Source organism: Pseudomonas libanensis (assembly GCF_001439685.1).
In the GTDB taxonomy this organism is placed as follows: Bacteria; Pseudomonadota; Gammaproteobacteria; order Pseudomonadales; family Pseudomonadaceae; genus Aquipseudomonas; species Aquipseudomonas libanensis.
The window spans coordinates 142,351-167,013 of the sequence record NZ_JYLH01000014.1 but is presented as its reverse complement, the minus strand read 5'-3'; the positions used below and the strand labels follow the sequence as shown (position 1 = coordinate 167,013).

Below are 24,663 nucleotides of genomic sequence, written 5' to 3'. Positions count from 1 at the left end.
CGGTAACCTCGGTGACCGCCGTTTTCGTTCAGGCAGCTTTGGTCTGCCTGCCATTTCAGGGGTCTCCATGGAAAGAATCGCCGTCAAATCAGCGCTCCTCGCCGCAAGCTTTCTAGCTTTTATACCAATGGCCCACGCCGCTACCACCCTGGTCTACTGCTCCGAAGCCAGCCCCGCCGGCTTCGACCCGAGCCAGTACACCAGCGGCACCGACTTCGATGCGTCCGCCGAAACCGTGTTCAACCGCCTTACCCAATTCAAACGCGGCGGCACCGAGGTAGAACCTGGTCTGGCCACAAGTTGGGATGTTTCTAAGGACGGTCTGACATACACCTTCCACCTGCGCGATGGCGTCAAGTTCCACACCACCGACTTCTTCACACCGACCCGCAACTTCAACGCCGATGACGTGCTGTTCACCTTCAATCGCTTGCTCGATGCCGACAGCCCGTTTCGCAAGGCCTACCCGTCCGAATCGCCCTACTTCACCGACATGGGCTTGAACACCACGATCAAGAGCATCGACAAGCTCGACGAACACACCGTGCGTTTCAATCTGAATAATGTCGATGCTGCGTTTGTACAGAACCTGGCCATGAGTTTTGCCTCGGTGCAATCGGCTGAATATGCCGCGCAGCTTCTGAAAGAAGGCAAGCCCGAGCAGATCAATCAAAAACCGGTCGGCACCGGGCCATTTGTGTTCAAGCGTTACCAGAAAGACTCGCAAATTCGCTATGCGGCCAATAAACAGTATTGGAAACCCGAGGACGTGAAGCTCGACAACCTGGTGTTCGCCATCACCCCGGACGCCGCCGCGCGCCTGCAGAAACTCAAGGCCGGCGAATGCCAGGTCAGCGGTTACCCGCGCCCCGCCGATATCGAGGTGATGAAACAAGATCCCAACCTGCGTGTGTTGCAGCAAGCCGGCTTCAACCTGGGCTTCCTGGCCTACAACGTGACCCACCCGCCGCTGGACCAGCTCAAGGTGCGCCAGGCTCTGGACATGGCCATCGACAAGCCTGCAATCATCAAGGCCGTATACCAGGGCGCCGGACAATTGGCGCAGAACGCATTGCCACCGGCGCAGTGGTCTTATGACCCGAAAATCCAAGACGCGCCCCATGATCCGGCCAAGGCGCGGTTGCTACTAAAAGAAGCAGGGGTTGCACCAGGTACCACCATCGATCTGTGGGCGATGACCGTGCAGCGCGCCTCCAACCCGAATGCGCGCATGTCCGCGCAAATGATCCAACAGGATTGGGCCAAGGTCGGCATCACGGCCAACATCGTCAGCTATGAGTGGGGGGAATACATAAAGCGCGCCAAGAATGGCGAGCACGATGCAATGATTTACGGCTGGACCGGTGATAACGGCGACCCGGATAACTGGCTCGGCGTGCTCTACAGTTGTGCCGCAGTCAAGGGCAGCAACTACGCCAAATGGTGTAACCCGGCCTACGACACACTGGTGCAACAAGCCAAGGTCAGCAACGACCGCGAGCAGCGCATCAGGTGGTATCAACAGGCACAAAAAATCCTTAAGGAACAATTACCTATAACGCCTATTGCGAACTCGACGGTTTTCCAGCCTTTGCGCAAGGAAGTGCGCGACTTCAAGATCAGCCCCTTCGGGCTCACGCCGTTCTATGGCGTGAGTCTAGATAAGTAACAACAGCGCCCCAACCGAGTGCGCTAGACGCCTCGGATGGGCTTTTTGGGTGCGCCTATTGCACCGAAAAAACCCTCCAAACAGGCATATTTGTGTCGAAACTTTCATAATTGCGACATTCCTGTACGTTCGTACCACTGTTTGCCGCTCCTGGCCGCTCTGCATCTTGCATTGGGTATGGCGCCTGCATAAGTATCCGCAGGCCGACTCACGAGGTCGCCCTCACCACCAAAAATGACAACAAATCATGAGGCCAACATGCTTAAACACGCAGTCCTTCCGTTATTAGTGAGCGCGGGCCTTATGGCCGCCGCCCCTGCAGCCCTTGCGGCAACTAACCTGGTGTTCTGCTCCGAAGGGAGCCCGGCCGGTTTCGACCCAGGCCAGTACACCACCGGAACAGACTTCGATGCCTCGGCCGAAACCATGTTCAACCGCCTGAGCCAGTTCGAACGTGGCGGCACCGCCGTGGTTCCTGGCCTGGCCACCCGCTGGGACGTGTCCCCGGATGGCCTGACGTACACCTTCCACCTTCGCGAAGGCGTCAAGTTCCATACCACCCCGTACTTCAAGCCTACTCGTGAATTCTCGGCTGACGACGTACTGTTCACCTTCAACCGGATGATCAATAAAGACGATCCATTCCGTAAGGCCTACCCCACCGAGTTCCCATACTTCACGGACATGGGGATGGACACCAATATCAAGAACATCGAGAAAGTCGATGACCACACCGTCAAGTTCACTCTTGGCACCGTGGACGCGGCTTTCATCCAGAACCTGGCCATGAGCTTCGCGTCGATCCAGTCCGCCGAATATGCCGCGCAGCTGTTGAAGGAAGGCAAGCCCGCCGACATCAACCAGAAGCCGGTCGGCACTGGCCCGTTCGTGTTCAAGAGCTACCAGAAAGATTCGAACATTCGCTACACCGGCAACAAGGACTACTGGAAACCGGAAGATGTGAAGATCGACAACCTGATCTTCGCCATCACCACTGACCCGTCGGTGCGTATCCAGAAGCTCAAGAAAAACGAATGCCAGATCACCCTGTTCCCGCGTCCGGCCGACCTCAAGGCCCTGGGCGAAGACAAGGACCTGAAACTGCCGCACCAGGCCGGTTTCAACCTGGGCTACGTTGCCTACAACGTCATGGACAAGGTCAAGGGCAGCGACCAGCCAAACCCGCTGGCTGACCTGCGCGTACGCCAGGCGCTGGACATGGCGGTGAACAAGCAGCAGATCATTGACTCGGTGTACCAGGGCGCCGGTCAACTGGCCGTCAACGCCATGCCGCCGACCCAATGGTCCTACGACACCAGCATCAAGGACGCCCAGTACGACCCTGAAAAAGCCAAGGCGCTGCTCAAGGAAGCCGGCGTCAAGGAAGGTACCGAAATCGTCCTGTGGGCGATGCCGGTTCAGCGTCCGTACAACCCGAACGCCAAGCTGATGGCTGAAATGCTGCAGAACGACTGGTCCAAGATCGGCCTGAAGGTCAAGATCACCAGCTATGAATGGGGCGAGTACATCAAGCGTTCCAAAGGCGGCGAGAACCAGGCCATGATCATTGGCTGGAGCGGCGACAATGGTGACCCGGACAACTGGCTGAACGTACTGTTCGGCTGCGATTCGCTGTCTGGTAACAACTTCTCCAAGTGGTGCGACAAAAAATTCGACGGCATCGTGAAAGAAGCCAAGGCCACGTCGGATGTCGCCAAACGCACCGAGCTGTACAAGCAGGCGCAACATATCCTCAAAGATGCAGTTCCGATGACACCTATCGCGCACTCGACGGTGTATCAACCCATGCGTAATACCGTACAGGACTTCAAGATCAGCCCGTTTGGCTTGAACTCCTTCTACGGCGTTAGCGTCAGCGGCAAGTAAGGATCAATAACGGCGACGTTTTATAACGTCGCCGTTATTCCATCTGCCAGGGCCATAGGAAACAGACCACGTTGTTAAGCGTTGCGTCCTACAGCAACGAACTGCGCCCCGTGTCTCCGTTACCTACAAGGCCAGTCAGAATTGACGCATTTACTGCAGTGTCCGCGCCCCATAACGTCGTAGGACAGCAGAGGCATCATTCTGGGAAAGGCACTTGCTGTGTGTGGGATCAGTGATATCTCCCTGGCCGTACGCCAGAGAGGTGGTTCGCTGTTGATAACTACAAACAAGGATCGGGATTGTCATGCGCCATACCACCGTTCTATCCGCGATGTTTGCCTCCAGCCTGCTGGCCGTGGCCACCATGGGCCAAGCCGCCGAGAAGAAGAGCCTGGTTTTCTGCTCCGAAGGCAGCCCGGCAGGTTTTGATACTGCGCAATACACCACCGCCACCGACAACGATGCCGCAGAGCCGTTGTACAACCGCCTGGTCGAGTTCGAAAAAGGCGCCACCGACGTGGTGCCAGGGCTGGCAACCAAGTGGGATATCTCCGAAGACGGGCTGACCTATACGTTTCACCTGCGTGAAGGGGTGAAGTTCCACAGCAACAAGGAATTCAAGCCGACGCGGGACTTCAACGCCGACGACGTGCTGTTTACCTTCAACCGCATGCTTGACCCCGACCACCCGTTCCGCAAGGCCTACCCTACCGAGTTTCCGTACTTCAACGGGATGAGCCTGAACAAGAACATCGCCAAGGTCGAGAAAACCGGCCCCTACACCGTGGTGATGACCTTGAACACGGTCGACGCCGCGTTCGTGCAGAACATCGCCATGAGCTTTGCCGCCATCCTCTCGGCCGAATACGCCGAGCAGTTGCTCAAGCAAGGACGACCCAGCGATATCAACCAGAAGCCGATCGGCACTGGCCCTTTCGTGTTCCAGCGCTACCAGAAAGACTCGCAGATCCGTTATGTGGGCAACAAACAGTACTGGGACCCGAGCCGGGTCAAGCTGGACCAACTGATCTTTGCCATCAATACCGATGCCTCGGTGCGGGTACAGAAGCTCAAGGCCGGCGAATGCCAGGTCACCCTGCATCCACGCCCCGCCGATGTCGAAGCCCTCAAGACTGACCCGAACCTGCAACTGCTGACCAAACCCGGCTTCAACCTCGGCTATATCTCCTACAACGTGCGCCATAAGCCCTTCGACCAGCTCGAGGTCCGCCAGGCATTGGACATGGCAGTGAACAAGCAGAGCATCCTGAATGCCGTGTACCAGGGCGCCGGGCAACTGGCGGTCAACGCCATGCCGCCGACGCAATGGTCCTACGACGACAGCATCAAGGACGCTGCCTACAACCCGGAAAAAGCCAAGGAATTGCTCAAGGCTGCCGGCGTCAAGGAAGGCACCGAGATCACCCTGTGGGCCATGCCGGTGCAACGCCCGTACAACCCCAACGCCAAGCTGATGGCCGAGATGCTGCAGAACGACTGGGCCAAGATCGGCCTCAAGGTCAAAATCGTCAGCTATGAATGGGGCGAGTACATCAAGCGCACCAAGAACGGTGAGCACGATGTCAGCCTGATCGGCTGGACCGGCGACAACGGTGACCCGGACAACTGGCTCGGCACCCTCTACAGCTGCGACGCCATCGGCGGGAACAACTACTCCATGTGGTGTGACCCGGCGTACGACAAGCTGATCAAGCAAGCCAAGGTCGTGACCGACCGCGAACAAAGGACTGTTCTGTACAAACAGGCGCAGCAACTGCTCAAGCAGCAGGTGCCGATCACGCCCATCGCCCACTCGACGGTCAACCAGCCGTTAAGCGCCAAAGTCGAAGGTTTCAAGGTGAGCCCCTTCGGCCGCAACGTGTTCTCGGGCGTCAGCATTACCCCATAAGAAAATAACCGGATTGCGGGGAGCGAAGTCGGCTCTCCGGCAAACGTGCAGGCTTTTGTCGGGAAAATTCCTACGCCAAACGTTTGCAAAGGCTTGAATGAGTTCCACACCCAATAGCCGGTTCACCTAAAAAGACCGGCATTAAAAAGAGAACCAAAGGAGCTTCACCCATGAAACTGAGCAGCAAAGCGCTTCTGGCCCTGGCCATCAGCAGCATCACGGCCACCGCCTATGCTGAACCCGCCAGCCAGGACTTCGTTCCTACCACATTGGCCGGCACCAGCGCCCAAGGCGAGGCCAAGGGCTTCATTGAAGATTTCAGCCTGGGCGGCACCACGCGTAACTGGTACTCCCATGAAAGCAAATACCGTGGGGGCACCTTCGCCTACCAGAAACACGGCCAGACCCTGACTGATCGCAACCGTACCAACTGGGTGCAGGGCACCATCCTCAATGCCAGCTCGGGTTTCACCCAGGGCACCGTTGGGGTCAAGACCGAAGTAGCGGTCTACAACGCCCTGGTACTGGACCGCAGCAAACGTGACATCAAGGGTGGCTCCAACCGTACCCTGGCGGACTCCAACGGCGACGCCGTCGACCAGTGGAGCAAACTGGGCCTGGCCAACGTGCAATTCCGCGTGTCCAACACCACCCTGACCGCCGGCCGCCAGAACTTCAGCAGCGGCATCGTCGACACCATCGGCAACCGTGCCCTGCCTTCCAGCTTCCAGGGTGTGAGCTTCAACAGTGAAGAGTTCAGCAACCTGTCCTTCCAGGGCGGCGTGTTTGACCGCGTTTCGCCACGTAGCGAGCAGAGCCTGTCGAAATTCCGTACCGAATACGGCAATGGCGCAGAAACCGACAAAGTGTCCACCCTGGGCGTGAACTACCAGCCGCTGAAAAGCCTGAAGACCAGCTTCTTCGCCGCCAACGTGAAGGACTTCTGGAACCAGTACTACTTCGGCGCTACCCACGAATTGGGCGACGCTCAGCAACTGGGCCTGACCACCGGTTTCAACTACTACAAGACCGTCGATGAAGGCAAAAAAGAGATGGGGGAAATCGACAACGATACCTTCTCCCTCTCCCTGGGCCTGACTCACCAGGCACACAGCCTGACCTTCGGTTACCAGCAAGTGAACGGTAACGAGTACTTCGACTACCTGCACGAAACCAACGGCATCTACCTGGCCAACTCCCTGACGTCTGACTTCAACGGCCCGAACGAGAAATCCTTCCAGATCGCCTATGCCATCAACATGGCTGAATACGGCGTACCAGGCCTGAAGTTCAATGCCTACTCGGCACGCGGTTGGGGCATCGACGGTACCCACTACACCGGCAACAATGGCCGGGCCAAGTTCGCCTACGACGGCATCCAGTCCCAGGACGGCGAGAAGCACCAGGAATATGGTGTAGGCGCCTCTTACGCTCTGCAGAGCGGCCCACTCAAAGCCACCACCGTACGCGCAACTTATGTTGAGCACCGTGGCAGCGAGTTCCAGTCCGACGGCAGCATCAAAGAGTTCCGTCTGGTCACCACCATCCCGTTCAACATTCTTTAATTAGTGCCAGGCAGGCGGCGAGCTCAGGACGAGCCCGCCGCCTACGCTTTTCTGGCTCCATCGATTGCAGAGGGCTCTGAATGAAAATGCTCCCACTACAAGCCGCCATGGCCGCTGCGCTGTTGAGCGTGGCAATCGGCGTTTCGGCCAAACCGCTGGTGGTCTGCACCGAAGCCAGCCCGGAAGGTTTCGACCCGGTGCTGTACACCACCGCCGTGACCGCTGACGCCGCCGCTGAAACCATGTTCAACCGTCTGGTGGACTTCAAGCCCGGCACCACAGAAGTGGTGCCTGCCCTGGCCAAAGACCTGCCGGAAATCAGCGCCGATGGCCTGACCTACACCTTCCACCTGCGTGACGACATCAAGTTCCACACCACCGACTATTTCAAACCCACGCGCAACATGAACGCCGATGATGTGCTTTGGAGCTTCCAGCGCCAGCTGGACCCGAATCACCCGTGGCATAACAAATCTCTCGTGGGTTACCCGTATTTCGAAAGCATGGGTTTCAAGGAACTGCTCAAGAGCGTAGAGAAGACCGATGATCACACCGTCGTCTTTACCCTGACCCGTCCTGAAGCTCCGTTCCTGGCCGATCTGGGCATGGCATTCTCTTCAATCCACTCGAAGGAATACGCCGACCAGTTGCTCAAGTCCGGTAAAACTGAAGACCTCAACGCCAAGCCTATCGGCACTGGCCCATTCGTCTTCAATCGATATCAGAAAGATGCCCAGGCGCGCTTCAAGGCCAACCCGGACTACTTCCGCGGCAAGCCGGCGGTCGACCCGCTGATTCTGGCGATCACCACCGATAACAACGTGCGGCTGCAGAAGCTCAAGGCCAACGAATGTCAGATCGCGTTGTTCCCCAAGCCGGATGACATTCCAAGCATCAAGAAAGACCCGAACCTGAAGGTCGATGAACTGGCGGCGATGACCACCAGCTACACCGCATTGAACACCACTCGCAAATACATGAGCGATGCCCGGGTACGTCACGCGATCAACATCGCGTTCGACAAGGCCGGTTATACCGAAGCGCTGTTCGGCAAAGGCAATGCAGTCGTGGGCACCGGCCCGTATCCGCCGACCTTGCTGGGTTTCAGTGAAAAGCTGAAAAACCCACCGCGCGACCTGGATAAGGCGCGCGCCCTGCTCAAGGAAGCCGGCGTGCCGGAAGGCACCGAGTTCACCCTGTTCACCCGTAACGGCGGCGGCCCGACCAACCCCAACCCGATGCTGGGCGCCCAGCGTATGCAAGCAGACCTGGCCCAGATTGGCTTGAAAATCAATATCAAGGTCATGGAATGGGGCGAGATGCTCAAGCGTGCCAAAAACGGCGAACACGACATGGTTTCGGCAGGCTGGGTCGGTGATAACGGCGACCCGGATAACTTCCTCACCCCGAACCTGAGTTGCGATGCAGCCAAAAACGGCGAAAACTACGCCCGCTGGTGTAACAAAGAGTTTCAGGACTTGATCGACAAAGCCCGTGCAATCGCGGAACCGGCCGAACGGGCCGCGCTCTATGAACAAGCACAGGATGTCTTCGAAAAGGACCAACCCTGGCTTCCCATGGCTTACCCGAAACTGTTCACCGCCATGCGCAAGAACGTAGAAGGCTTCATCCAAAGCCCTCTGGGTACGAATAACTTCGCCACCACCCAGGTGAAGTAATAAGAAAAACGCTCGGCACCGTCGACATTGACGGTGCCGAACCTGCCTAACCGGCTGATTGAGGTACACACCAAGATGTTTAGTTTTATTGCCCGCCGACTGGGGTTATTGATCCCCACGTTCTTCGGCATCACGTTGCTGACCTTTGCGTTGATTCGCATGATTCCAGGCGACCCCGTAGAAGTCATGATGGGCGAGCGACGGGTTGACCCCGAAATGCACGCACAGGCAATGGAGCGCCTTGGCCTTAACAAGCCGCTGTATGCGCAATACCTGGACTATGTCGGCAAGCTCGCCCAGGGCGACCTTGGCGAATCGCTGCGCACCCGCACCAGCGTGTGGACCGAGTTCACCGCCCTCTTCCCCGCGACCCTGGAACTGTCCATGGCCGCCCTGTTGTTCGCCGGTATCCTGGGCCTGTTGGCCGGGGTGATCGCGGCCTTGAAACGAGGATCCCTGTTCGACCATGGGGTGATGGGCATCTCCCTGGCTGGCTATTCGATGCCGATCTTCTGGTGGGGCCTGATCCTGATCATGTTCTTCTCGGTAAGCCTGGGCTGGACCCCGGTTTCCGGGCGTATCGACCTGCTCTACGACATCGAGCCGCGCACCGGCTTCATGCTGATCGACACCCTGCTGGCCGACGAGCCGGACGCGTTCTGGGATGCGTTGCACCACCTGATCCTGCCGGCCATCGTGCTCGGCACCATCCCGCTGGCGGTAATCGCGCGGATGACCCGTTCGTCGATGCTCGAAGTGCTGCGTGAAGACTACATCCGTACCGCCAAGGCCAAGGGCCTGTCGCCAGCACGCGTGGTGTTCGTGCATGGCCTGCGCAACGCGCTGATCCCGGTACTTACCGTGGTCGGCCTGCAAGTCGGCACGCTGCTGGCCGGTGCGGTACTGACCGAAACCATCTTCTCGTGGCCCGGCATCGGCAAATGGCTGATCGAAGCCATTGGCGCGCGGGACTACCCGGTGGTGCAAAACGGCATCCTGCTGATCGCCTGCCTGGTGATCCTGGTGAACTTCGTGGTGGATATCCTCTACGGCTTCGCCAATCCACGCATCCGTCACCAGCGCTGAGATCATGACCATGACTACCTCTACTCCAGTGTCAGCAGTCGATCAGAGCCTGCTGTACCCGTCCCCGTACAAAGAATTCTGGCAAGCCTTCTCCAAGAATAAGGGCGCGGTGGCCGGCCTGCTGTTCATGTTGCTGATCGTGTTCTGCGCGATCTTCGCGCCCTGGGTTGCGCCGCATAACCCCAGCGAGCAATACCGCGACTTCCTGCTGACCCCGCCCGCCTGGCTGGAAGGTGGGCAGATGCAGTTCCTGCTCGGCACCGACGAATTGGGCCGTGACTTGCTCTCGCGCCTGATCCAGGGCTCGCGCCTGTCGTTACTGATCGGTTTGTCGTCGGTGGTGATGTCGCTGATCCCGGGTATCCTGCTGGGTCTGTTCGCCGGGTTCTTCCCGCGCTTGCTCGGCCCGACCATCATGCGCCTGATGGACATCATGCTGGCCTTGCCGTCGCTGCTGCTGGCCGTGGCGATTGTCGCCATCCTCGGCCCTGGCCTGATCAACACCGTGATCGCCATCGCCATCGTGTCGTTGCCGTCTTATGTCCGTCTGACCCGCGCTGCGGTAATGGGCGAGCTGAACCGCGACTACGTGACGGCCGCCCGCCTGGCCGGCGCCGGCCTGCCACGCCTGATGTTCATCACCGTGCTGCCTAACTGCATGGCGCCGCTGATCGTACAAGCGACCTTGAGCTTTTCCTCGGCGATTCTCGATGCCGCGGCCCTGGGCTTCCTCGGCCTTGGTGTACAACCGCCAACCCCGGAGTGGGGCACCATGCTGGCCTCGGCCCGTGACTACATCGAACGCGCCTGGTGGGTCGTGAGCCTGCCTGGCTTGACCATTTTGCTCAGCGTGCTGGCAATCAACTTGATGGGTGACGGCCTGCGCGATGCGCTGGACCCGAAACTCAAGAACGCCGCCTGAGGAGATTCCCATGTCACTGTTAGAAATCAAGAATCTCAACGTGCGCTTCGGCGACAAGACCGCCGTGCCGGTGGTCGATGGCCTCGACATTTCCGTCGACAAAGGCGAAGTACTGGCGATCGTTGGCGAGTCGGGTTCGGGCAAATCCGTGACCATGATGGCGCTGATGGGCCTGATCGAGCACCCCGGCATCGTCACCGCCGACGCCCTGAACTTCGACGGCAAGGACATGCTCAAGCTGAGCAACCGCCAGCGCCGCCAGATCGTCGGCAAAGACCTGGCGATGGTGTTCCAGGACCCGATGACCGCGCTGAACCCCAGCTACACCGTGGGTTTCCAGATCGAAGAAGTGCTGCGCCTGCATTTGAAAATGTCCGGCAAGCAAGCGCGCAAACGCGCCATCGAGCTATTGGAAAAGGTCGAGATCCCAGGCGCTGCCAGCCGTATGGATGCCTACCCACATCAACTGTCCGGTGGTATGAGCCAGCGCGTGGCAATCGCCATGGCGATTGCCGGCGAGCCCAAGCTGCTGATCGCCGATGAACCGACCACCGCATTGGACGTAACCATCCAGGCGCAGATCATGGAACTGCTGCTGGCCCTGCAGAAAGAGCAGGACATGGGCCTGGTGCTGATCACCCACGACCTCGCGGTGGTGGCCGAAACCGCCCAGCGCGTGTGCGTGATGTATGCCGGCCAGGCCGTGGAAGTCGGCCAGGTGCCGCAGTTGTTCGACATTCCGGCACACCCCTACAGCGAAGCGCTGCTCAAGGCGATTCCGGAACACAGTCTCGGTGCCACGCGCCTGGCCACGCTGCCAGGCATCGTGCCCGGTCGGTATGACCGTCCGCAGGGTTGCCTGCTGTCGCCGCGTTGCCCGTACGTACGTGATAACTGCCGCACCGAACGTCCGGCCCTCGATCCGAAAACCAACAGCCTCGCGCGTTGCTTCTACCCCTTGAACCAGGAGGTGGCGTAATGGCCGTCGTTCTTACCGCCCGCGACCTTACCCGTCACTACGAAGTGTCCCGTGGCCTGTTCAAGGGCCACGCCACGGTGCGTGCTCTCAATGGTGTGTCCTTCGAACTGGAGGCCGGCAAGACCCTCGCCGTCGTAGGCGAGTCGGGTTGCGGCAAATCCACCCTGGCCCGGGCCCTGACGCTGATTGAGGAGCCATCGTCGGGCTCGTTGAAAATCGCCGGGCAGGAAGTGGCCGGCGCCGACAAGGCCCAGCGCAAGCAATTGCGCAAAGACGTGCAGATGGTGTTCCAGAGTCCATATGCCTCGTTGAACCCACGCCAGAAAGTCGGTGATCAACTGGCGGAGCCGTTGCTGATCAACACCAATCTGTCCGCCGCCGAACGCCGTGAAAAAGTGCAGGCGATGATGAAGCAGGTGGGCCTGCGCCCTGAGCATTATCAGCGCTACCCGCACATGTTCTCCGGCGGCCAGCGCCAGCGCATCGCGTTGGCCCGGGCGATGATGCTGCAACCCAAAGTGCTGGTGGCGGATGAACCGACCTCGGCGTTGGACGTGTCGATCCAGGCCCAGGTGCTCAACCTGTTCATGGATCTGCAGCAGGAATTCAACACCGCCTACGTGTTCATTTCCCACAACCTGGCGGTGGTGCAACACGTCGCCGATGACGTGATGGTGATGTACCTCGGCCGCCCGGTTGAAGTGGGTCCCAAGGAAGACATCTACGCCCGCCCGCTGCACCCCTACACCCAGGCGTTGCTGTCGGCCACGCCGACCATTCACCCGGACCCGAACAAGCCGAAGATCAAGATCGTCGGCGAGTTGCCCAACCCGCTGAACCCGCCGCCTGGCTGCGCGTTCCATAAGCGTTGCCCGTATGCGACCGAGCGCTGCAGCAGGGAAGAGCCGTTGTTGCGGCCGTTGGATAATCGGCAGGTGGCGTGCCATTACGCGGAGCAATTCGTGGCCTAAAGCAACACAACCTCCCCCCCTGTAGGAGCGAGCAAGCTCGCTCCTACAGGGGCCGCGGTTTCAATGAGTTCCATCGCCCTTCCCGCCAGATTGCGCATCAGTCTGGCCGGAGGGGCTTTTTTTTGCGCGTCTGTAACAAAAAACATACCGCGCCTTTCACTGCCAAGAGCCTTGAAAACATTGAGCCAGAGCCATACGAAAAGTGTATAGATTGTAAATGACATTTACTTCTGTTTGAGAATCAATACCATTACGGCGCTAAGAGAGCGCTGGCTGCACGAAACCATTCAGACGCCTCTCGTTCAATCGCCCCCCCTAAAGGACTTTGTGGACATGTCGTCTCAATTCAGGCTCAGCCATCTATCGCTGGCGTTTATCGCTACCCTTTCGTCTCCCGCGCTGTTGGCGGAGAGTGTGGAAAAACAGCGCGACAAAGTGCCGATCGAAGCGACAGACCTGCCTGTAGACGGCACACCCCAGGCCTTGGTGCTGGAAGAGACACGAGTGCTGGGCACTGCCGCCGAAGAACTCAAGCAAGCCCCTGGCGTATCGATCATCACCGCCGAGGACATCAAAAAGCGTCCGCCCAGCAACGACCTGTCGGAGATCATTCGCCGCGAGCCAGGCGTCAACCTGACCGGCAACAGTTCCAGCGGCAGCCGCGGTAATAACCGTCAGATCGACCTGCGCGGCATGGGCCCGGAAAACACCCTGATCCTGATCGACGGTAAACCGTCGACCTCCCGCAACGCAGTGCGTTATGGCTGGAGTGGTGACCGTGACACCCGTGGGGAAACCAACTGGGTACCGGCCGAAGAAGTCGAGCGCATTGAAATCCTGCGTGGCCCGGCCGCCGCCCGTTACGGCTCCGGTGCCATGGGCGGGGTGATCAACATCATCACTAAACGCCCGACTGATCAGCTACACGGTTCGCTGACCGCCTACACCGCCTTCCCCGAAAATGACGCCGAAGGCGCGAGCAAACGTACCAACTTCAATCTCAGCGGCCCTTTGACCGACAGTCTCGCCTTCCGCGTCTATGGCGGACTGAACAAGACTGACGCCGATGACGCCGACATCAACCGCGCAGCCCAAGCGACTCCTGATTCGCTGGTGGCCGGTCGTGAAGGCGTGCGCAATAAAGACGTCAATGGCCTGCTGAGTTGGCAATTCACCCCGGAACAAACCCTCGACCTGGAAGCCAGCTACAGCCGCCAGGGCAATATTTTCGCCGGCGATACCATGCTTAACGGCGGTGGCGCATTCGTGGAAAGCCTGGTGGGCAAGGAAACCAGTGTGATTCAACGCAGCAGCTTCTCCGCCACGCACCGTGGCGAATTTGACTGGGGCTCGACCCTGGCCTCGCTGACCCACGACCTGACCCGCAACGAGCGCCTCAACGAAGGCCTGGCCGGTGCCGGCGAGGGTGCGCCTTCGGCAAGCGCCGGTCGTTTCGAATCACGCTTGCGCAATACCCGAGCCACCGCCGAGGTCAACCTGCCACTGAGCCTGGGCACCGAACAGGTGCTGACACTGGGCAGCGAATACCTCTACGAATCGATGAACGATCCCGGCTCGTTGCGTCCGCAAAGCTATGACCCGGGCACCGGCGGCGTCCCCGCCATCCCAGGGGTCAGCCGCAACAGCACCAAGACCACCGCATCGAGCTACGCCTTGTTTGCCGAGGACAACATCGAGTTGGGCAGCAAGACCATCATCACTCCAGGCCTGCGCTACGATGATCATGAAGAATACGGCGGCAACTGGAGCCCCAGCCTCAACGCCTCACACCAGTTGACCGATGAGCTGAGCCTCAAGGGCGGTATCGCCCGGGCCTACAAGACCCCGAACCTGTATCAGTCCAATCCCAACTACTTGCTCTACAGCCGTGGCAACGGTTGCAACGCCAGCGAAGCCAACATGGGCGGTTGCTACCTGGTGGGTAATCGGGACTTGAAGCCGGAAATCAGCGTCAACAAGGAAATCGGCCTGGCCTACGACAAGGGCAACTGGCGCACCAGCGCGACGTACTTCCGTAATGACTACAAGAACAAGATCAATGCCAGCAACGAGGCGGCGTTCCGCCTGGGCAATGGTCGCCGTGTACTGGAATGGGAAAACAGCGGGCCCGCGTTGGTGCAGGGGGTTGAAGGCAACTTGTTCGTGAGCCTGCGTGACGACCTGGACTGGAACACCAACCTGACCTACATGATCGACTCCAAGGACAAGGACACCGGCGAGCCGTTGAGCATCATCCCCAAGTACACCGTCAACACCACGCTGGACTGGCAAGCCACCGACAAACTGTCTTTCCAGGTCAGCGGCACTTACTACGGAAAACAGGAAGCGCCGACGCTCAACTCACGCAGCGCCAACAGCTATGACCGCAGCGCCCAGCAGGATGTCGACCCGTACGGCTTGATGGGCCTGAGCAGTGGCTATGAGTTCAGCAAAAACCTCAGCGTACGCGTCGGTATCAACAACCTGCTGGACAAGCGCCTGTCGCGCAAAGGCAACGCCGAGGATGCTGGAGCCCAGACTTACAATGAGCCAGGCCGGGCTTACTTTGCGTCGGTGACCACGTCGTTCTGATCCAGGGTTTGCGCCAATTTCCAGCCTAATAGAGATCAGAATGTGGGAGGGGCGAGCCCCCTCCCACATTTGACTGCATTTGAAGTCAATAAAAAGGGCGAAGCCATCATAGCTTCGCCCTTCTCTCTTCCGCCCAGACCTTAGTGGTGTTCGCGGGTCGCACGGAATTTCACATCCGGCCAGCGCTCTTCCATCAGCGCCAGGTTGACCCGCGTCGGGGCCAGGTAGGTCAGGTGACCACCGCCGTCGATCGCGAGGTTTTCCACGGCCTTGTTGGAGAACTCTTCCAACTTCTTCTTATCGCTGCAATCAATCCAGCGCGCCGAATACACGGTAATCGGCTCGTAGGAGCACTCCACCTTGTATTCCTCTTTCAAGCGGCTGGCGACCACGTCGAACTGCAGCACACCGACGGCGCCGAGGATGATGTCGTTGCTGCGCTCGGGGAAGAACACCTGGGTGGCGCCTTCTTCGGCCAATTGCTGCAAGCCCTGGCGCAGTTGCTTGGATTTGAGCGGGTCGCGCAGGCGTACGCGGCGGAACAGTTCCGGGGCGAAGTGCGGGATACCGGTAAAGCCCAGCGCTTCGCCTTCGGTGAAAGTGTCGCCGATCTGGATGGTGCCGTGGTTGTGCAGGCCGATGATATCGCCGGCGTAGGCTTCTTCGAGCTGTTCACGCTCGGAGGAGAAGAACGTCAGCGCATCGCCGATGCGCACGTCCTTGCCGGTGCGCACGTGGCGCATCTTCATGCCTTTTTCGTAGCGGCCCGAGCAGATACGCATGAAGGCGATACGGTCGCGGTGCTTGGGGTCCATGTTCGCCTGGATCTTGAACACGAAGCCGGTGAATTTCTCTTCGACCGGTTCCACGGTGCGTTCGTTGGCGACACGGGCCAGGGGTTTCGGCGCCCAGTTCACAACAGCGTCAAGCACATGGTCGACGCCGAAGTTGCCCAGGGCGGTGCCGAAGAACACCGGCGTCAGCTGGCCGTCGAGAAACTCCTGCTGGTTGAACTCATGGCAGGCGCCCTGCACCAGCTCCAGCTGGTCGACGAAACGGTCGTACTCGTCGCCCAGGTGAGCGCGGGCTTCGTCCGAATCGAGCTTTTCGATGATCTTGGTTTCGGTGCGTTCATGACCGTGACCGGCGGTGTAGACAATGATGTAGTCGTCGGCCAGGTGGTACACGCCCTTGAAATCGCGATAGCAACCGATCGGCCAGGTGATCGGCGCGGCCTTAATCTTCAGGACGGCTTCGATCTCATCCAGCAGCTCGATCGGGTCGCGGATATCGCGGTCGAGTTTGTTGATAAAGCTGACGATCGGGGTGTCACGCAGGCGGCAGACGTCCATCAGCGCGATGGTACGTGGCTCAACACCTTTACCGCCGTCGAGGACCATCAGCGCCGAGTCCACTGCAGTGAGGGTGCGATAGGTATCTTCAGAGAAGTCTTCGTGACCCGGAGTGTCGAGCAGGTTGACCATGTGGTCGCGATACGGGAACTGCATGACCGACGTGGTAATGGAAATACCCCGTTGCTTTTCCATTTCCATCCAGTCGGAGGTCGCATGGCGGTCGGATTTGCGCGATTTCACCGTGCCGGCCACCGCGATTGCCTTGCCCATCAGCAGGAGCTTTTCGGTGATGGTGGTTTTACCGGCATCGGGGTGGGAAATAATGGCGAAAGTGCGGCGTTTCGCGACTTCGGCGGCCTGGTGGGTCATGGGAAATCGCCTGGCAGGTGAGTCAAAAAAGGGCGGCGAGTATAGCGCAAACCCGAGGGTACAGACCACCGTTGAGCCTATTGGGGGTGGCTAAATGCGCCCAAGTGTGGAACCTTTTAAAAGGTCGAGACGTCCACTCCCCTGCTACCGCACTCGGAACAGGGCTGAAAAATCAGCTAGTTAGCCTGACGAGGCTGCGCTCATGGCTTGATCGCATACTGCATTGCCAGTATCGGCGAGCTGCTTTTCGCGAACTCATCGCCGACAGCCAGGAATGGCATTGCCGCTCGGAAATGTGTTCGCCGACAAAAGAAAAAAAGGAGTCCGCCTGTGGCTATTCGCTATGGCAAAGGGCTGATAGGAGGCGCGGTTGTCGTCGCGCTCCTGGCCCTGCTGGTCCACTGGATCGGCATCAACACGATCGAACTGTACCGCGACGATTTGTTGTTTTACCTGCAAGCTCATCTGATTCTCGTCCTAGTCTCCATGCTGGCAGCCCTGATTGTGGGCATCCCCGCCGGTATCCTGCTCAGCCGACCCAACATGGTCGGGCGCGCAGAACGTTTCATGCAAATCTTCAACATCGGCAACACCGTCCCTCCCCTGGCCGTACTGGCCATCGCCCTCGGCGTCCTCGGCATCGGCAGCGGCCCGGCCATCTTCGCGTTGTTCCTCGCCTCCTTGCTGCCCATCGTGCGCAACACCTACGAAGGCCTGAAGAATGTTCAGGGTTCCCTGAAGGAAGCCGCCACCGGCATCGGCATGACGCCGCGTCAGGTGCTGTTTCGCGTGGAACTGCCCAACGCCGTGCCGATCATCATCGGCGGTGTACGTGTGGCCCTGGCGATCAACGTCGGCACCGCACCGCTGGCGTTCCTGATTGGCGCCAACAGCCTGGGCAGCCTGATCTTCCCCGGCATTGCCCTGAACAACCAGCCGCAACTGCTGCTCGGCGCTGCATGCACCGCGCTGCTCGCCTTGCTGCTTGATGGCCTGGTGACCATGGCCAGCCGTCTCTGGCTGGAACGCGGGTTACGTCCGTCTTAAGGCTTGGCAAAGGAACTCACATGAAAAAACTAAGCTTGATATTAGGCTGCGTCCTGCTGTTCGCAGGTATCGCGCAAGCCGCCGAAAAACCCGTGATCCGCATCGGCGCACGGGTCTTCACCGAGCAGACCCTGCTGGCCGAAATCACCTCCCAGTACCTGCGCACCAAGGGCTATGACGCCCGCGTCACTGGCGGCCTGGGCAGCAACCTGGCGCGCAGTGCCCAGGAAAGCGGGCAACTGGATCTGATCTGGGAATACACCGGCGTCTCCCTGGTGGCCTACAACCACGTGGACGAGAAACTCGACAGCGAACAGTCCTACGCCCGGGTGAAAGAACTCGACGCGCAAAAAGGCTTGGTCTGGCTCTCGCCGTCGAAATTCAGCAACACCTACGCGCTGGCACTCCCGGAAAACGTGGCCAAGGAATTTCCGCAGATCAACAGCATCAGCGACCTGACCAAGGCGCTGGCCGAGGACACCAAGGAAAACCGCCTGGTGGCCCTCGACACCGAGTTCGCCAACCGTTCCGACGGCATGGGTGGCATGGTCAAGCTGTATGACATGAACCTCACGCGCAAAAACACTCGGCAGATGGACGCTGGCCTGGTCTACACCGCCCTGCGTAATGGCCAGGTGTTTGCCGGTTTGGTCTACACCACCGATGGCCGCCTGAACGCGTTCAAATTGAAACTGCTGGCCGACGACAAACATTACTTCCCGGACTACACCGCAGCTCCGGTGATCCGTCAGCAATATCTCGACCAGCATCCTCACTTGGCCGCAGAGCTCAAGCCCTTGGCCGAACTGTTCGACGACGCAACCATGCGCGAGCTGAACGCGCGGGTCGACGTCGACCACGAAAGCCCGTCCGCTGTCGCCGCCGATTTCCTGCGCCAACATCCGATCAACTAAGAAGGAGAAGACATGGAATTCCTGAACGCCTTTTCCCATCTTGATTGGGCCCAAGTCCTGCACCTGACCTGGCAGCACATCACCCTGGTCGGCATCGCAGTGATCCTGGCGATTGTCGTCGGCGTGCCCCTGGGCGTGCTGATGACCCGTTTCCCGACCCTGGCCGGCCCTTTGCAAGCCAGCGCCACGGTACTGCTGACGGTGCCGTCCATCGCCCTGTTCGGCCTGCTGCTGCCCTTCTACTCCAAGTTCGGCCAGGGCCTGGGGCCGATGCCGGCGATTACCGCCGTGTTCCTCTACTCCCTGCTGCCGATTATGCGTAATACCTACCTCGCACTGACCGGCGTTGAGCCAGGCATTCGCGAAGCCGCACGCGGCATCGGCATGACCTTCGGCCAGCGCCTGCGCATGGTCGAGCTGCCTATCGCCGTGCCGGTGATCCTCGCCGGGGTGCGCACCGCCGTGGTGATGAACATCGGCGTGATGACCATCGCCGCCACCATCGGCGCCGGTGGCCTGGGTGTACTTATTCTGGCTTCCATCAGCCGCAGCGATATGTCGATGCTGATTGTCGGCGCCGTGCTGGTCAGCCTCCTGGCCATCTTCGCCGACCTGCTCCTGCAATGGCTGCAACGCTCGCTGACTCCAAAAGGATTGCTCAAATGATCGAACTTCAAAACCTGTCCAAGACTTTTCAAAGCAACGGCAAGACCATCACCGCCGTCAACGATGTAAGCCTGACCGTCAACGAAGGCGAGATTTGCGTATTCCTGGGGCCCTCGGGCTGCGGCAAGAGCACCACGTTGAAAATGATCAACCGCCTGATCAAGCCCAGCTCGGGCAAGATCCTGATCAATGGCGAAGACACCACCGACCTGGACGAAGTGACCCTGCGCCGCAACATCGGCTATGTGATCCAGCAGATCGGCCTGTTCCCCAACATGACCATCGAAGAGAACATTGTGGTGGTGCCCAAGCTGCTGGGTTGGGACAAGCAAAAATGCCACGACCGCGCCCGCGAGTTGATGAGCATGATCAAGCTGGAGCCCAAGCAGTACCTGCATCGCTACCCGCGTGAGCTGTCCGGCGGCCAGCAACAGCGCATCGGTGTGATCCGTGCCCTGGCGGCCGATGCGCCGCTGCTGCTGATGGATGAGCCGTTCGGCGCGGTCGACCCGATCAACCGCGAGATGATCCAGAACGAGTTCTTCGAGATGCAGCGCGCGTTGAACAAGACCGTGATCATGGTCAGCCACGACATCGACGAAGCGATCAAGCTGGGTGACAAGATCGCCATCTTCCGCGCCGGCAAGCTGCTGCAGATCGACCATCCGGACACGCTCCTGGCGCACCCGGCGGACGAATTCGTCAGCAACTTCGTGGGCCAGGACAGTACGCTCAAGCGCCTGCTGTTGGTGAAGGCCGAAGACGCGGCGGACAACGCCCCGTCGGTGAGCCCGGAAACGCCGGTGGCCGAAGCGCTGGAACTGATGGACGAACTGGACCGTCGCTACGTGGTAGTCACCTGTGCCGAGAACAAGGCGCTGGGTTATGTACGACGTCGCGACCTGCACCGTCAGACCGGTACCTGCGGCCAGTACCTGCGCGAGTTCAACGCCACGGCAGCGTATGACGAACACTTGCGCATCCTGCTGTCGCGCATGTACGAGTTCAACCGTTCGTGGTTGCCGGTGATGGATGCGGAGCGGGTGTTCCTTGGGGAAGTGACCCAGGAGTCGATTGCCGAGTACTTGAGCTCTGGCAAGTCCCGTGGTGGCAAGACCAGCATCGTGTCGCCTGCCGAGACTGCTTTGGCCTGATAGATCGCTATCGCAGGCAAGCCAGCTCCCACATTTGACTGCATTCATATGTTGGAATGCACTCCCCTGTGGGAGCTGGCTTGCCTGCGATGAATACACCGCAAATCCATCTGATTGGCCCCATCCGGGGAACATCAATCCGTCACACCGGTCGGTTACATAAGTAGCTGCACGCGGCCGCACGACGAACGCGTGCAAAAACGCGACATTTTTAGTTGATCCCACGCCCGCCAAGCCCTAAAGTTCGCGCCGAACGTCCATGCTGGAAACGATCCATCCGGCTCAAGTACTGACGACGAGACAGCAAGGCCAAGGGAAGCTTATCCCATGGCCTTTTTGCTTTCGGCGACATGCCTTGGGAAGTAGGCGAACCAAAGTGGGGATACGGAGGACGTTCAGTTGTACCCATTGATTAATATAGTTTGCCCCTAGGAGTCCCCCAGCATGTCGATCAACGTCGAAGACTATTTCGCGCGCGCCACTTTTGACAAAATGAAGGCGTTCGCCGACAAGCAAGAAACCCCGTTCGTGGTGATCGACACCGCGATGATCAGCCAGGCCTACGATGACCTGCGCGCCGGTTTCGAATTCGCCAAGGTGTATTACGCGGTCAAGGCCAACCCGGCCGTCGAGATCATCGACCTGTTGAAAGACAAGGGTTCGAGCTTCGACATCGCCTCGATCTACGAGCTGGACAAGGTCATGGACCGCGGCGTCAGCGCCGACCGTATCAGCTACGGCAACACCATCAAGAAATCCAGGGACATCCGTTACTTCTATGAGAAGGGCGTGCGCCTGTTCTCCACCGACTCCGAAGCCGACCTGCGCAACATCGCCAAGGCCGCGCCGGGATCGAAAGTGTATGTGCGCATCCTCACCGAAGGCTCGACCACTGCCGACTGGCCGTTGTCGCGCAAATTCGGCTGCCAGACCGACATGGCCATGGACCTGCTGATCCTCGCCCGCGACCTGGGCCTGGTGCCTTACGGCATCTCGTTCCACGTCGGTTCGCAACAGCGCGACATTAGCGTGTGGGACGCGGCCATCGCCAAGGTCAAGGTGATCTTCGAACGTTTGAAAGAAGAAGATGGCATCGAGCTGAAGCTGATCAACATGGGCGGCGGCTTCCCGGCCAACTACATCACTCGCACCAACAGCCTGGAAACCTACGCCGAAGAAATCATCCGTTTCCTCAAGGAAGATTTCGGCGACGACCTGCCGGAAATCATCCTGGAGCCAGGCCGTTCGTTGATCGCCAACGCCGGCATCCTGGTCAGTGAAGTGGTACTGGTTGCACGTAAATCGCGCACCGCCGTCGAGCGTTGGGTGTACACCGACGTGGGCAAGTTCTCCGGCCTGATCGAAACCATGGACGAAGCCATCAAGTTCCCGATCTGGACCGAGAAGAAAGGCGAAATGGAAGAAGTGGTCATCGCCGGCCCCACCTGCGACAGCGCCGATATCATGTACGAGAACTACAAGTACGGTTTGCCGTTGAACCTGGCGATTGGTGATCGTTTGTACTGGTTGTCGACTGGTGCCTACACCACCAGCTACAGCGCAGTTGAGTTCAATGGGTTTCCGCCGTTGAAATCGTTCTACGTGTAAGACGGTTATAACTAAAAAGCCCATGACGTTTCATGGGCTTTTTTTTGTCTGTGGTACGCGCCCTCATCGATCTTCGCGAACGTGCCACAACCGTAGAATATAGAGTGTCGACTGTTGAATTTCGTAGCGCATTTCGTAATGGCCGACTAAAAGTCTTCTTACGTCGCGCGGTGAAAACTCTTCAATTCTCTCACCGATGCGCGGATTACCGTGCAGCGTGTCAGGCGCTTGAGACAGTGACTGCACGATGCGGGCGGCAGCTTCGCGGTTTACAACAGAGAGGAAGTCATATAATCGAGCCAGGTCGGATAAGGCTTTACTTGTCCACCTCAGCTCCATCAGCGCGGTACCGGTAGCGGCGAATCGGTGCTCAGGCTATCTGCCCAGGCCAGCACTGCCTGGTGATCGATCACGCGCCCCGCATCTACATCTGCCATAGCCTCAAGCGTCAGCCGGCTGCGCTCTTCTTCTTGATCGACCCAATCAGCGAGGGCCTGTTTCACCACCCATCCGCGTGAGCGATCCATTCGCGCGGCCATCTGGTCAACTTTCTGAGCAAGGGCAGTGGGTATATGAGCTGTCATTACTTTGGTTTCGGCACCCATGAAAACTCTCTTTGCGGACAAATGACAAGCAAGCGATTAAAAATGATTCAAGCTTAATCATAGTGACTTAAGCCAGAGCTTCAACCTTTGGTCCTTGCCGTTCATCGCCAAACCGGAACACGTGAATGTGTAGAAACGGGTTCCTACAGCGTTTTCTCCAATTGGTCCGCGTGCTCTTGATAAGCCTCGGCCATGGCGCGAATCTGCGGGTCATTGGCCAGCGTTAGCGCCTTGTGCGCCGTTCGCAGGAACTTGAGATTCCCGCCTTCCAGCGCCTTGCGTAGCCATTCCAGCGCAGCGTCGATCTGGCCTCTGTCCGCCAGCACCGCCGCATAGCTGAACTGCCCCCGAAAATCCCCGGCTTCGGCGGAGCGCCGGTACCACTCAATGGCCGCTTCCAGATCCCTGGGGCAATGCTGGCCGTCTTCCAGATAACGCCCCACCAGGTTCATCGACTTGGCGTGGCCCTGCCCTGCGGCCTGGCGATAAAACGTCAGCGCTTGGGCCTGGTCTTGCATAACGCCGCGGCCGGTCGCCAAAAGGTTAGCGTAGTTGTACTGGCCCCAATCCAACCCCCCTTCGGCTGCCAGCCGATATTCCCGGGCTGCCGCTGCTTCATCGACGGCACAGCCCCAGCCATGCTCCAGGCAGCGCCCGGTCATATTGCGCGCCATCCAGTGCCCGCCCTGCGCCGCAATCTGGAACCAGCGCAGTGCCAGCGCCTCATCGCGTGCGATGCCGCGCCCTTCCAGCAGGATCTGCCCGAGCAACGCCTGGGCGTCGACCACGCCTTCCCTGGCTGCGATCAGGATCGCCTGGGCGGCGCGCACCGGGGAATCATCGAGCATGGACTGCAATTGCTCGACGTTGAGCACTTCCTGGCGACGCAATAAAAAGCCCATGTTCAGACCTCGACCCAGCGGCGCAGCAGGTTGTGGTAGGTGCCGGTGAGCTGGATCAGTGCCGGGTGGTCAGGAACGTCGCGGGTCAGTTGCTGGATCGCGCCGTCCATTTCGAACAGCAGGGTGCGCTGGCTGTCTTCGCGCACCAGGCTTTGGGTCCAGAAGAACGAAGCATAGCGGGCGCCACGGGTGACGGCGTTGACCTTGTGCAGGCTGGAGCCCGGGTACAGCACCATATCGCCGGCGGGCAGCTTGACCCGCTGCAGGCCGAAGGTGTCCTGGATTTCCAGTTCGCCGCCGTCGTATTCGTCCGGGTCGCTGAAGAACAGCGTGGACGACAGATCGGTACGCACACGTTCAGGGCTGCCTTTGGGTTGGCGTACGGCGTTGTCGATATGAAAGTCGAAACTGCCGCCGGCGGTGTAGCAGTTGAGCAGCGGCGGGAAGACTTTGTGCGGCAGCGCTGCCGACATGAACAATGGGTTGCTCCACAACCGTTCCAGCATGGCCGCGCCGATTTCCTTGGCCAACGGGTGGCCTTCGGGCAATTGCAGGTTGTGCTTGGCCTTGGCGGACTGATGCCCGGCAGTGATTTTGCCGTCGGCCCACTCGGTCTCTTCCAGAGCCTGGCGAATGCGCAGCACCTCCTCGCGAGAAAACAGGCCGGGAATGTGCAGCAACATGAGGCAATACCTGCAATCAGAGAGGCGCCAATAGTATTGATTCTTATCTACCCTGTAAAACCCGGAGACGAACGAGATTGCAAAAACCGTAAGAAAAAAGT

Annotated in this window: 20 protein-coding genes; 15 read left to right on the top strand and 5 right to left on the bottom strand. The window is 59.2% G+C overall.

Annotated elements, in window-relative coordinates; genetic code table 11:
• The first annotated feature begins 67 nt into the window (after positions 1 to 67).
• The 10 genes from TU73_RS21330 (at position 68) to TU73_RS21280 (ending at position 15,259) form a co-directional block, all read left to right on the top strand.
• Positions 68 to 1,669: an ABC transporter substrate-binding protein gene (locus TU73_RS21330; RefSeq protein WP_057013877.1), complete on the top strand. Its 1,602-nt coding sequence runs from the start codon at positions 68 to 70 to the stop codon at positions 1,667 to 1,669.
• A gap of 258 nt (positions 1,670 to 1,927) precedes the next feature.
• On the top strand, positions 1,928 to 3,556 hold the full coding sequence (locus TU73_RS21325) for an ABC transporter substrate-binding protein (RefSeq protein ID WP_057013876.1): 1,629 nt from the start codon (positions 1,928 to 1,930) through the stop codon (positions 3,554 to 3,556).
• A 331-nt stretch (positions 3,557 to 3,887) separates the two neighbouring features.
• Positions 3,888 to 5,465, top strand: coding sequence for an ABC transporter substrate-binding protein (locus tag TU73_RS21320; RefSeq protein WP_414860428.1), 1,578 nt, complete (start codon positions 3,888 to 3,890; stop codon positions 5,463 to 5,465).
• 170 nt (positions 5,466 to 5,635) lie between these two features.
• Entirely contained in the window at positions 5,636 to 7,030 is a 1,395-nt protein-coding gene (locus tag TU73_RS21315; protein WP_057013874.1) for an OprD family outer membrane porin, read from the top strand.
• 80 nt (positions 7,031 to 7,110) lie between these two features.
• Entirely contained in the window at positions 7,111 to 8,709 is a 1,599-nt protein-coding gene (locus TU73_RS21310; protein ID WP_057013873.1) for an ABC transporter substrate-binding protein, read from the top strand.
• Between the two features lie 75 nt (positions 8,710 to 8,784).
• Positions 8,785 to 9,795 carry an ABC transporter permease subunit gene (locus TU73_RS21305; protein ID WP_003171721.1) on the top strand — a complete coding sequence of 337 codons (1,011 nt, stop codon included), beginning with the start codon at positions 8,785 to 8,787 and terminating at the stop codon, positions 9,793 to 9,795.
• A 10-nt stretch (positions 9,796 to 9,805) separates the two neighbouring features.
• The gene (locus TU73_RS21300) at positions 9,806 to 10,717 is read left to right on the top strand and encodes an ABC transporter permease subunit (protein WP_005784738.1); all 912 of its coding nucleotides are present in this window, start codon (positions 9,806 to 9,808) and stop codon (positions 10,715 to 10,717) included.
• Positions 10,718 to 10,727: 10 nt separating this feature from the next.
• Positions 10,728 to 11,696 (top strand): ABC transporter ATP-binding protein, encoded by a 969-nt coding sequence (locus TU73_RS21295; protein ID WP_057013872.1) that lies wholly within the window; start codon positions 10,728 to 10,730, stop codon positions 11,694 to 11,696.
• Positions 11,696 to 12,667: a peptide ABC transporter ATP-binding protein gene (locus tag TU73_RS21290; RefSeq protein ID WP_057013871.1), complete on the top strand. Its 972-nt coding sequence runs from the start codon at positions 11,696 to 11,698 to the stop codon at positions 12,665 to 12,667. The genes TU73_RS21295 and TU73_RS21290 overlap by 1 nt, the downstream gene beginning before the upstream one ends.
• Positions 12,668 to 13,000: 333 nt before the next feature.
• Positions 13,001 to 15,259, top strand: a complete 2,259-nt coding sequence (locus TU73_RS21280; RefSeq protein ID WP_057013869.1) for a TonB-dependent siderophore receptor — start codon at positions 13,001 to 13,003, stop codon at positions 15,257 to 15,259.
• Between the two features lie 140 nt (positions 15,260 to 15,399).
• Here TU73_RS21280 and TU73_RS21275 read toward each other — a convergent pair whose 3' ends face one another.
• On the bottom strand, positions 15,400 to 16,983 hold the full coding sequence (locus TU73_RS21275) for a peptide chain release factor 3 (RefSeq protein ID WP_056845524.1): 1,584 nt from the start codon (positions 16,981 to 16,983) through the stop codon (positions 15,400 to 15,402).
• A 330-nt stretch (positions 16,984 to 17,313) separates the two neighbouring features.
• Here TU73_RS21275 and TU73_RS21270 point away from each other — a divergent pair, with 330 nt between their 5' ends.
• The 5 genes from TU73_RS21270 to TU73_RS21250 all read left to right on the top strand — a co-directional run bounded on the left by TU73_RS21270 (position 17,314) and on the right by TU73_RS21250 (position 22,372).
• Positions 17,314 to 18,030, top strand: coding sequence for an ABC transporter permease (locus TU73_RS21270; RefSeq protein WP_004372306.1), 717 nt, complete (start codon positions 17,314 to 17,316; stop codon positions 18,028 to 18,030).
• Positions 18,031 to 18,050: 20 nt separating this feature from the next.
• A complete protein-coding gene (locus TU73_RS21265) occupies positions 18,051 to 18,944 on the top strand; it encodes a glycine betaine ABC transporter substrate-binding protein (RefSeq protein WP_057013868.1) in 894 nt (297 codons plus the stop codon).
• A gap of 12 nt (positions 18,945 to 18,956) precedes the next feature.
• A complete protein-coding gene (locus tag TU73_RS21260) occupies positions 18,957 to 19,610 on the top strand; it encodes an ABC transporter permease (RefSeq protein WP_034118069.1) in 654 nt (217 codons plus the stop codon).
• Positions 19,607 to 20,764 (top strand): osmoprotectant ABC transporter ATP-binding protein OsmV, encoded by a 1,158-nt coding sequence (locus TU73_RS21255; protein WP_057013867.1) that lies wholly within the window; start codon positions 19,607 to 19,609, stop codon positions 20,762 to 20,764. Before TU73_RS21260 ends, TU73_RS21255 begins: the two co-directional genes overlap by 4 nt.
• A 444-nt stretch (positions 20,765 to 21,208) precedes the next feature.
• On the top strand, positions 21,209 to 22,372 hold the full coding sequence (locus tag TU73_RS21250; protein WP_057013866.1) for a type III PLP-dependent enzyme: 1,164 nt from the start codon (positions 21,209 to 21,211) through the stop codon (positions 22,370 to 22,372).
• Positions 22,373 to 22,435: 63 nt separating this feature from the next.
• On the opposite strand, the gene TU73_RS28580 is transcribed toward TU73_RS21250, so the two are convergent.
• The 4 genes from TU73_RS28580 to TU73_RS21235 all read right to left on the bottom strand — a co-directional run bounded on the left by TU73_RS28580 (position 22,436) and on the right by TU73_RS21235 (position 24,562).
• Entirely contained in the window at positions 22,436 to 22,711 is a 276-nt protein-coding gene (locus TU73_RS28580; protein ID WP_082642647.1) for a type II toxin-antitoxin system RelE/ParE family toxin, read from the bottom strand.
• Positions 22,711 to 22,977: a CopG family ribbon-helix-helix protein gene (locus tag TU73_RS21245; protein WP_057013865.1), complete on the bottom strand. Its 267-nt coding sequence runs from the start codon at positions 22,975 to 22,977 to the stop codon at positions 22,711 to 22,713. The genes TU73_RS28580 and TU73_RS21245 overlap by 1 nt, the downstream gene beginning before the upstream one ends.
• A gap of 143 nt (positions 22,978 to 23,120) precedes the next feature.
• A complete protein-coding gene (locus TU73_RS21240; protein WP_057013864.1) occupies positions 23,121 to 23,879 on the bottom strand; it encodes a tetratricopeptide repeat protein in 759 nt (252 codons plus the stop codon).
• A 2-nt stretch (positions 23,880 to 23,881) separates the two neighbouring features.
• On the bottom strand, positions 23,882 to 24,562 hold the full coding sequence (locus TU73_RS21235) for a Fe2+-dependent dioxygenase (protein ID WP_043048515.1): 681 nt from the start codon (positions 24,560 to 24,562) through the stop codon (positions 23,882 to 23,884).
• Between the last annotated feature and the right edge of the window lie 101 nt (positions 24,563 to 24,663).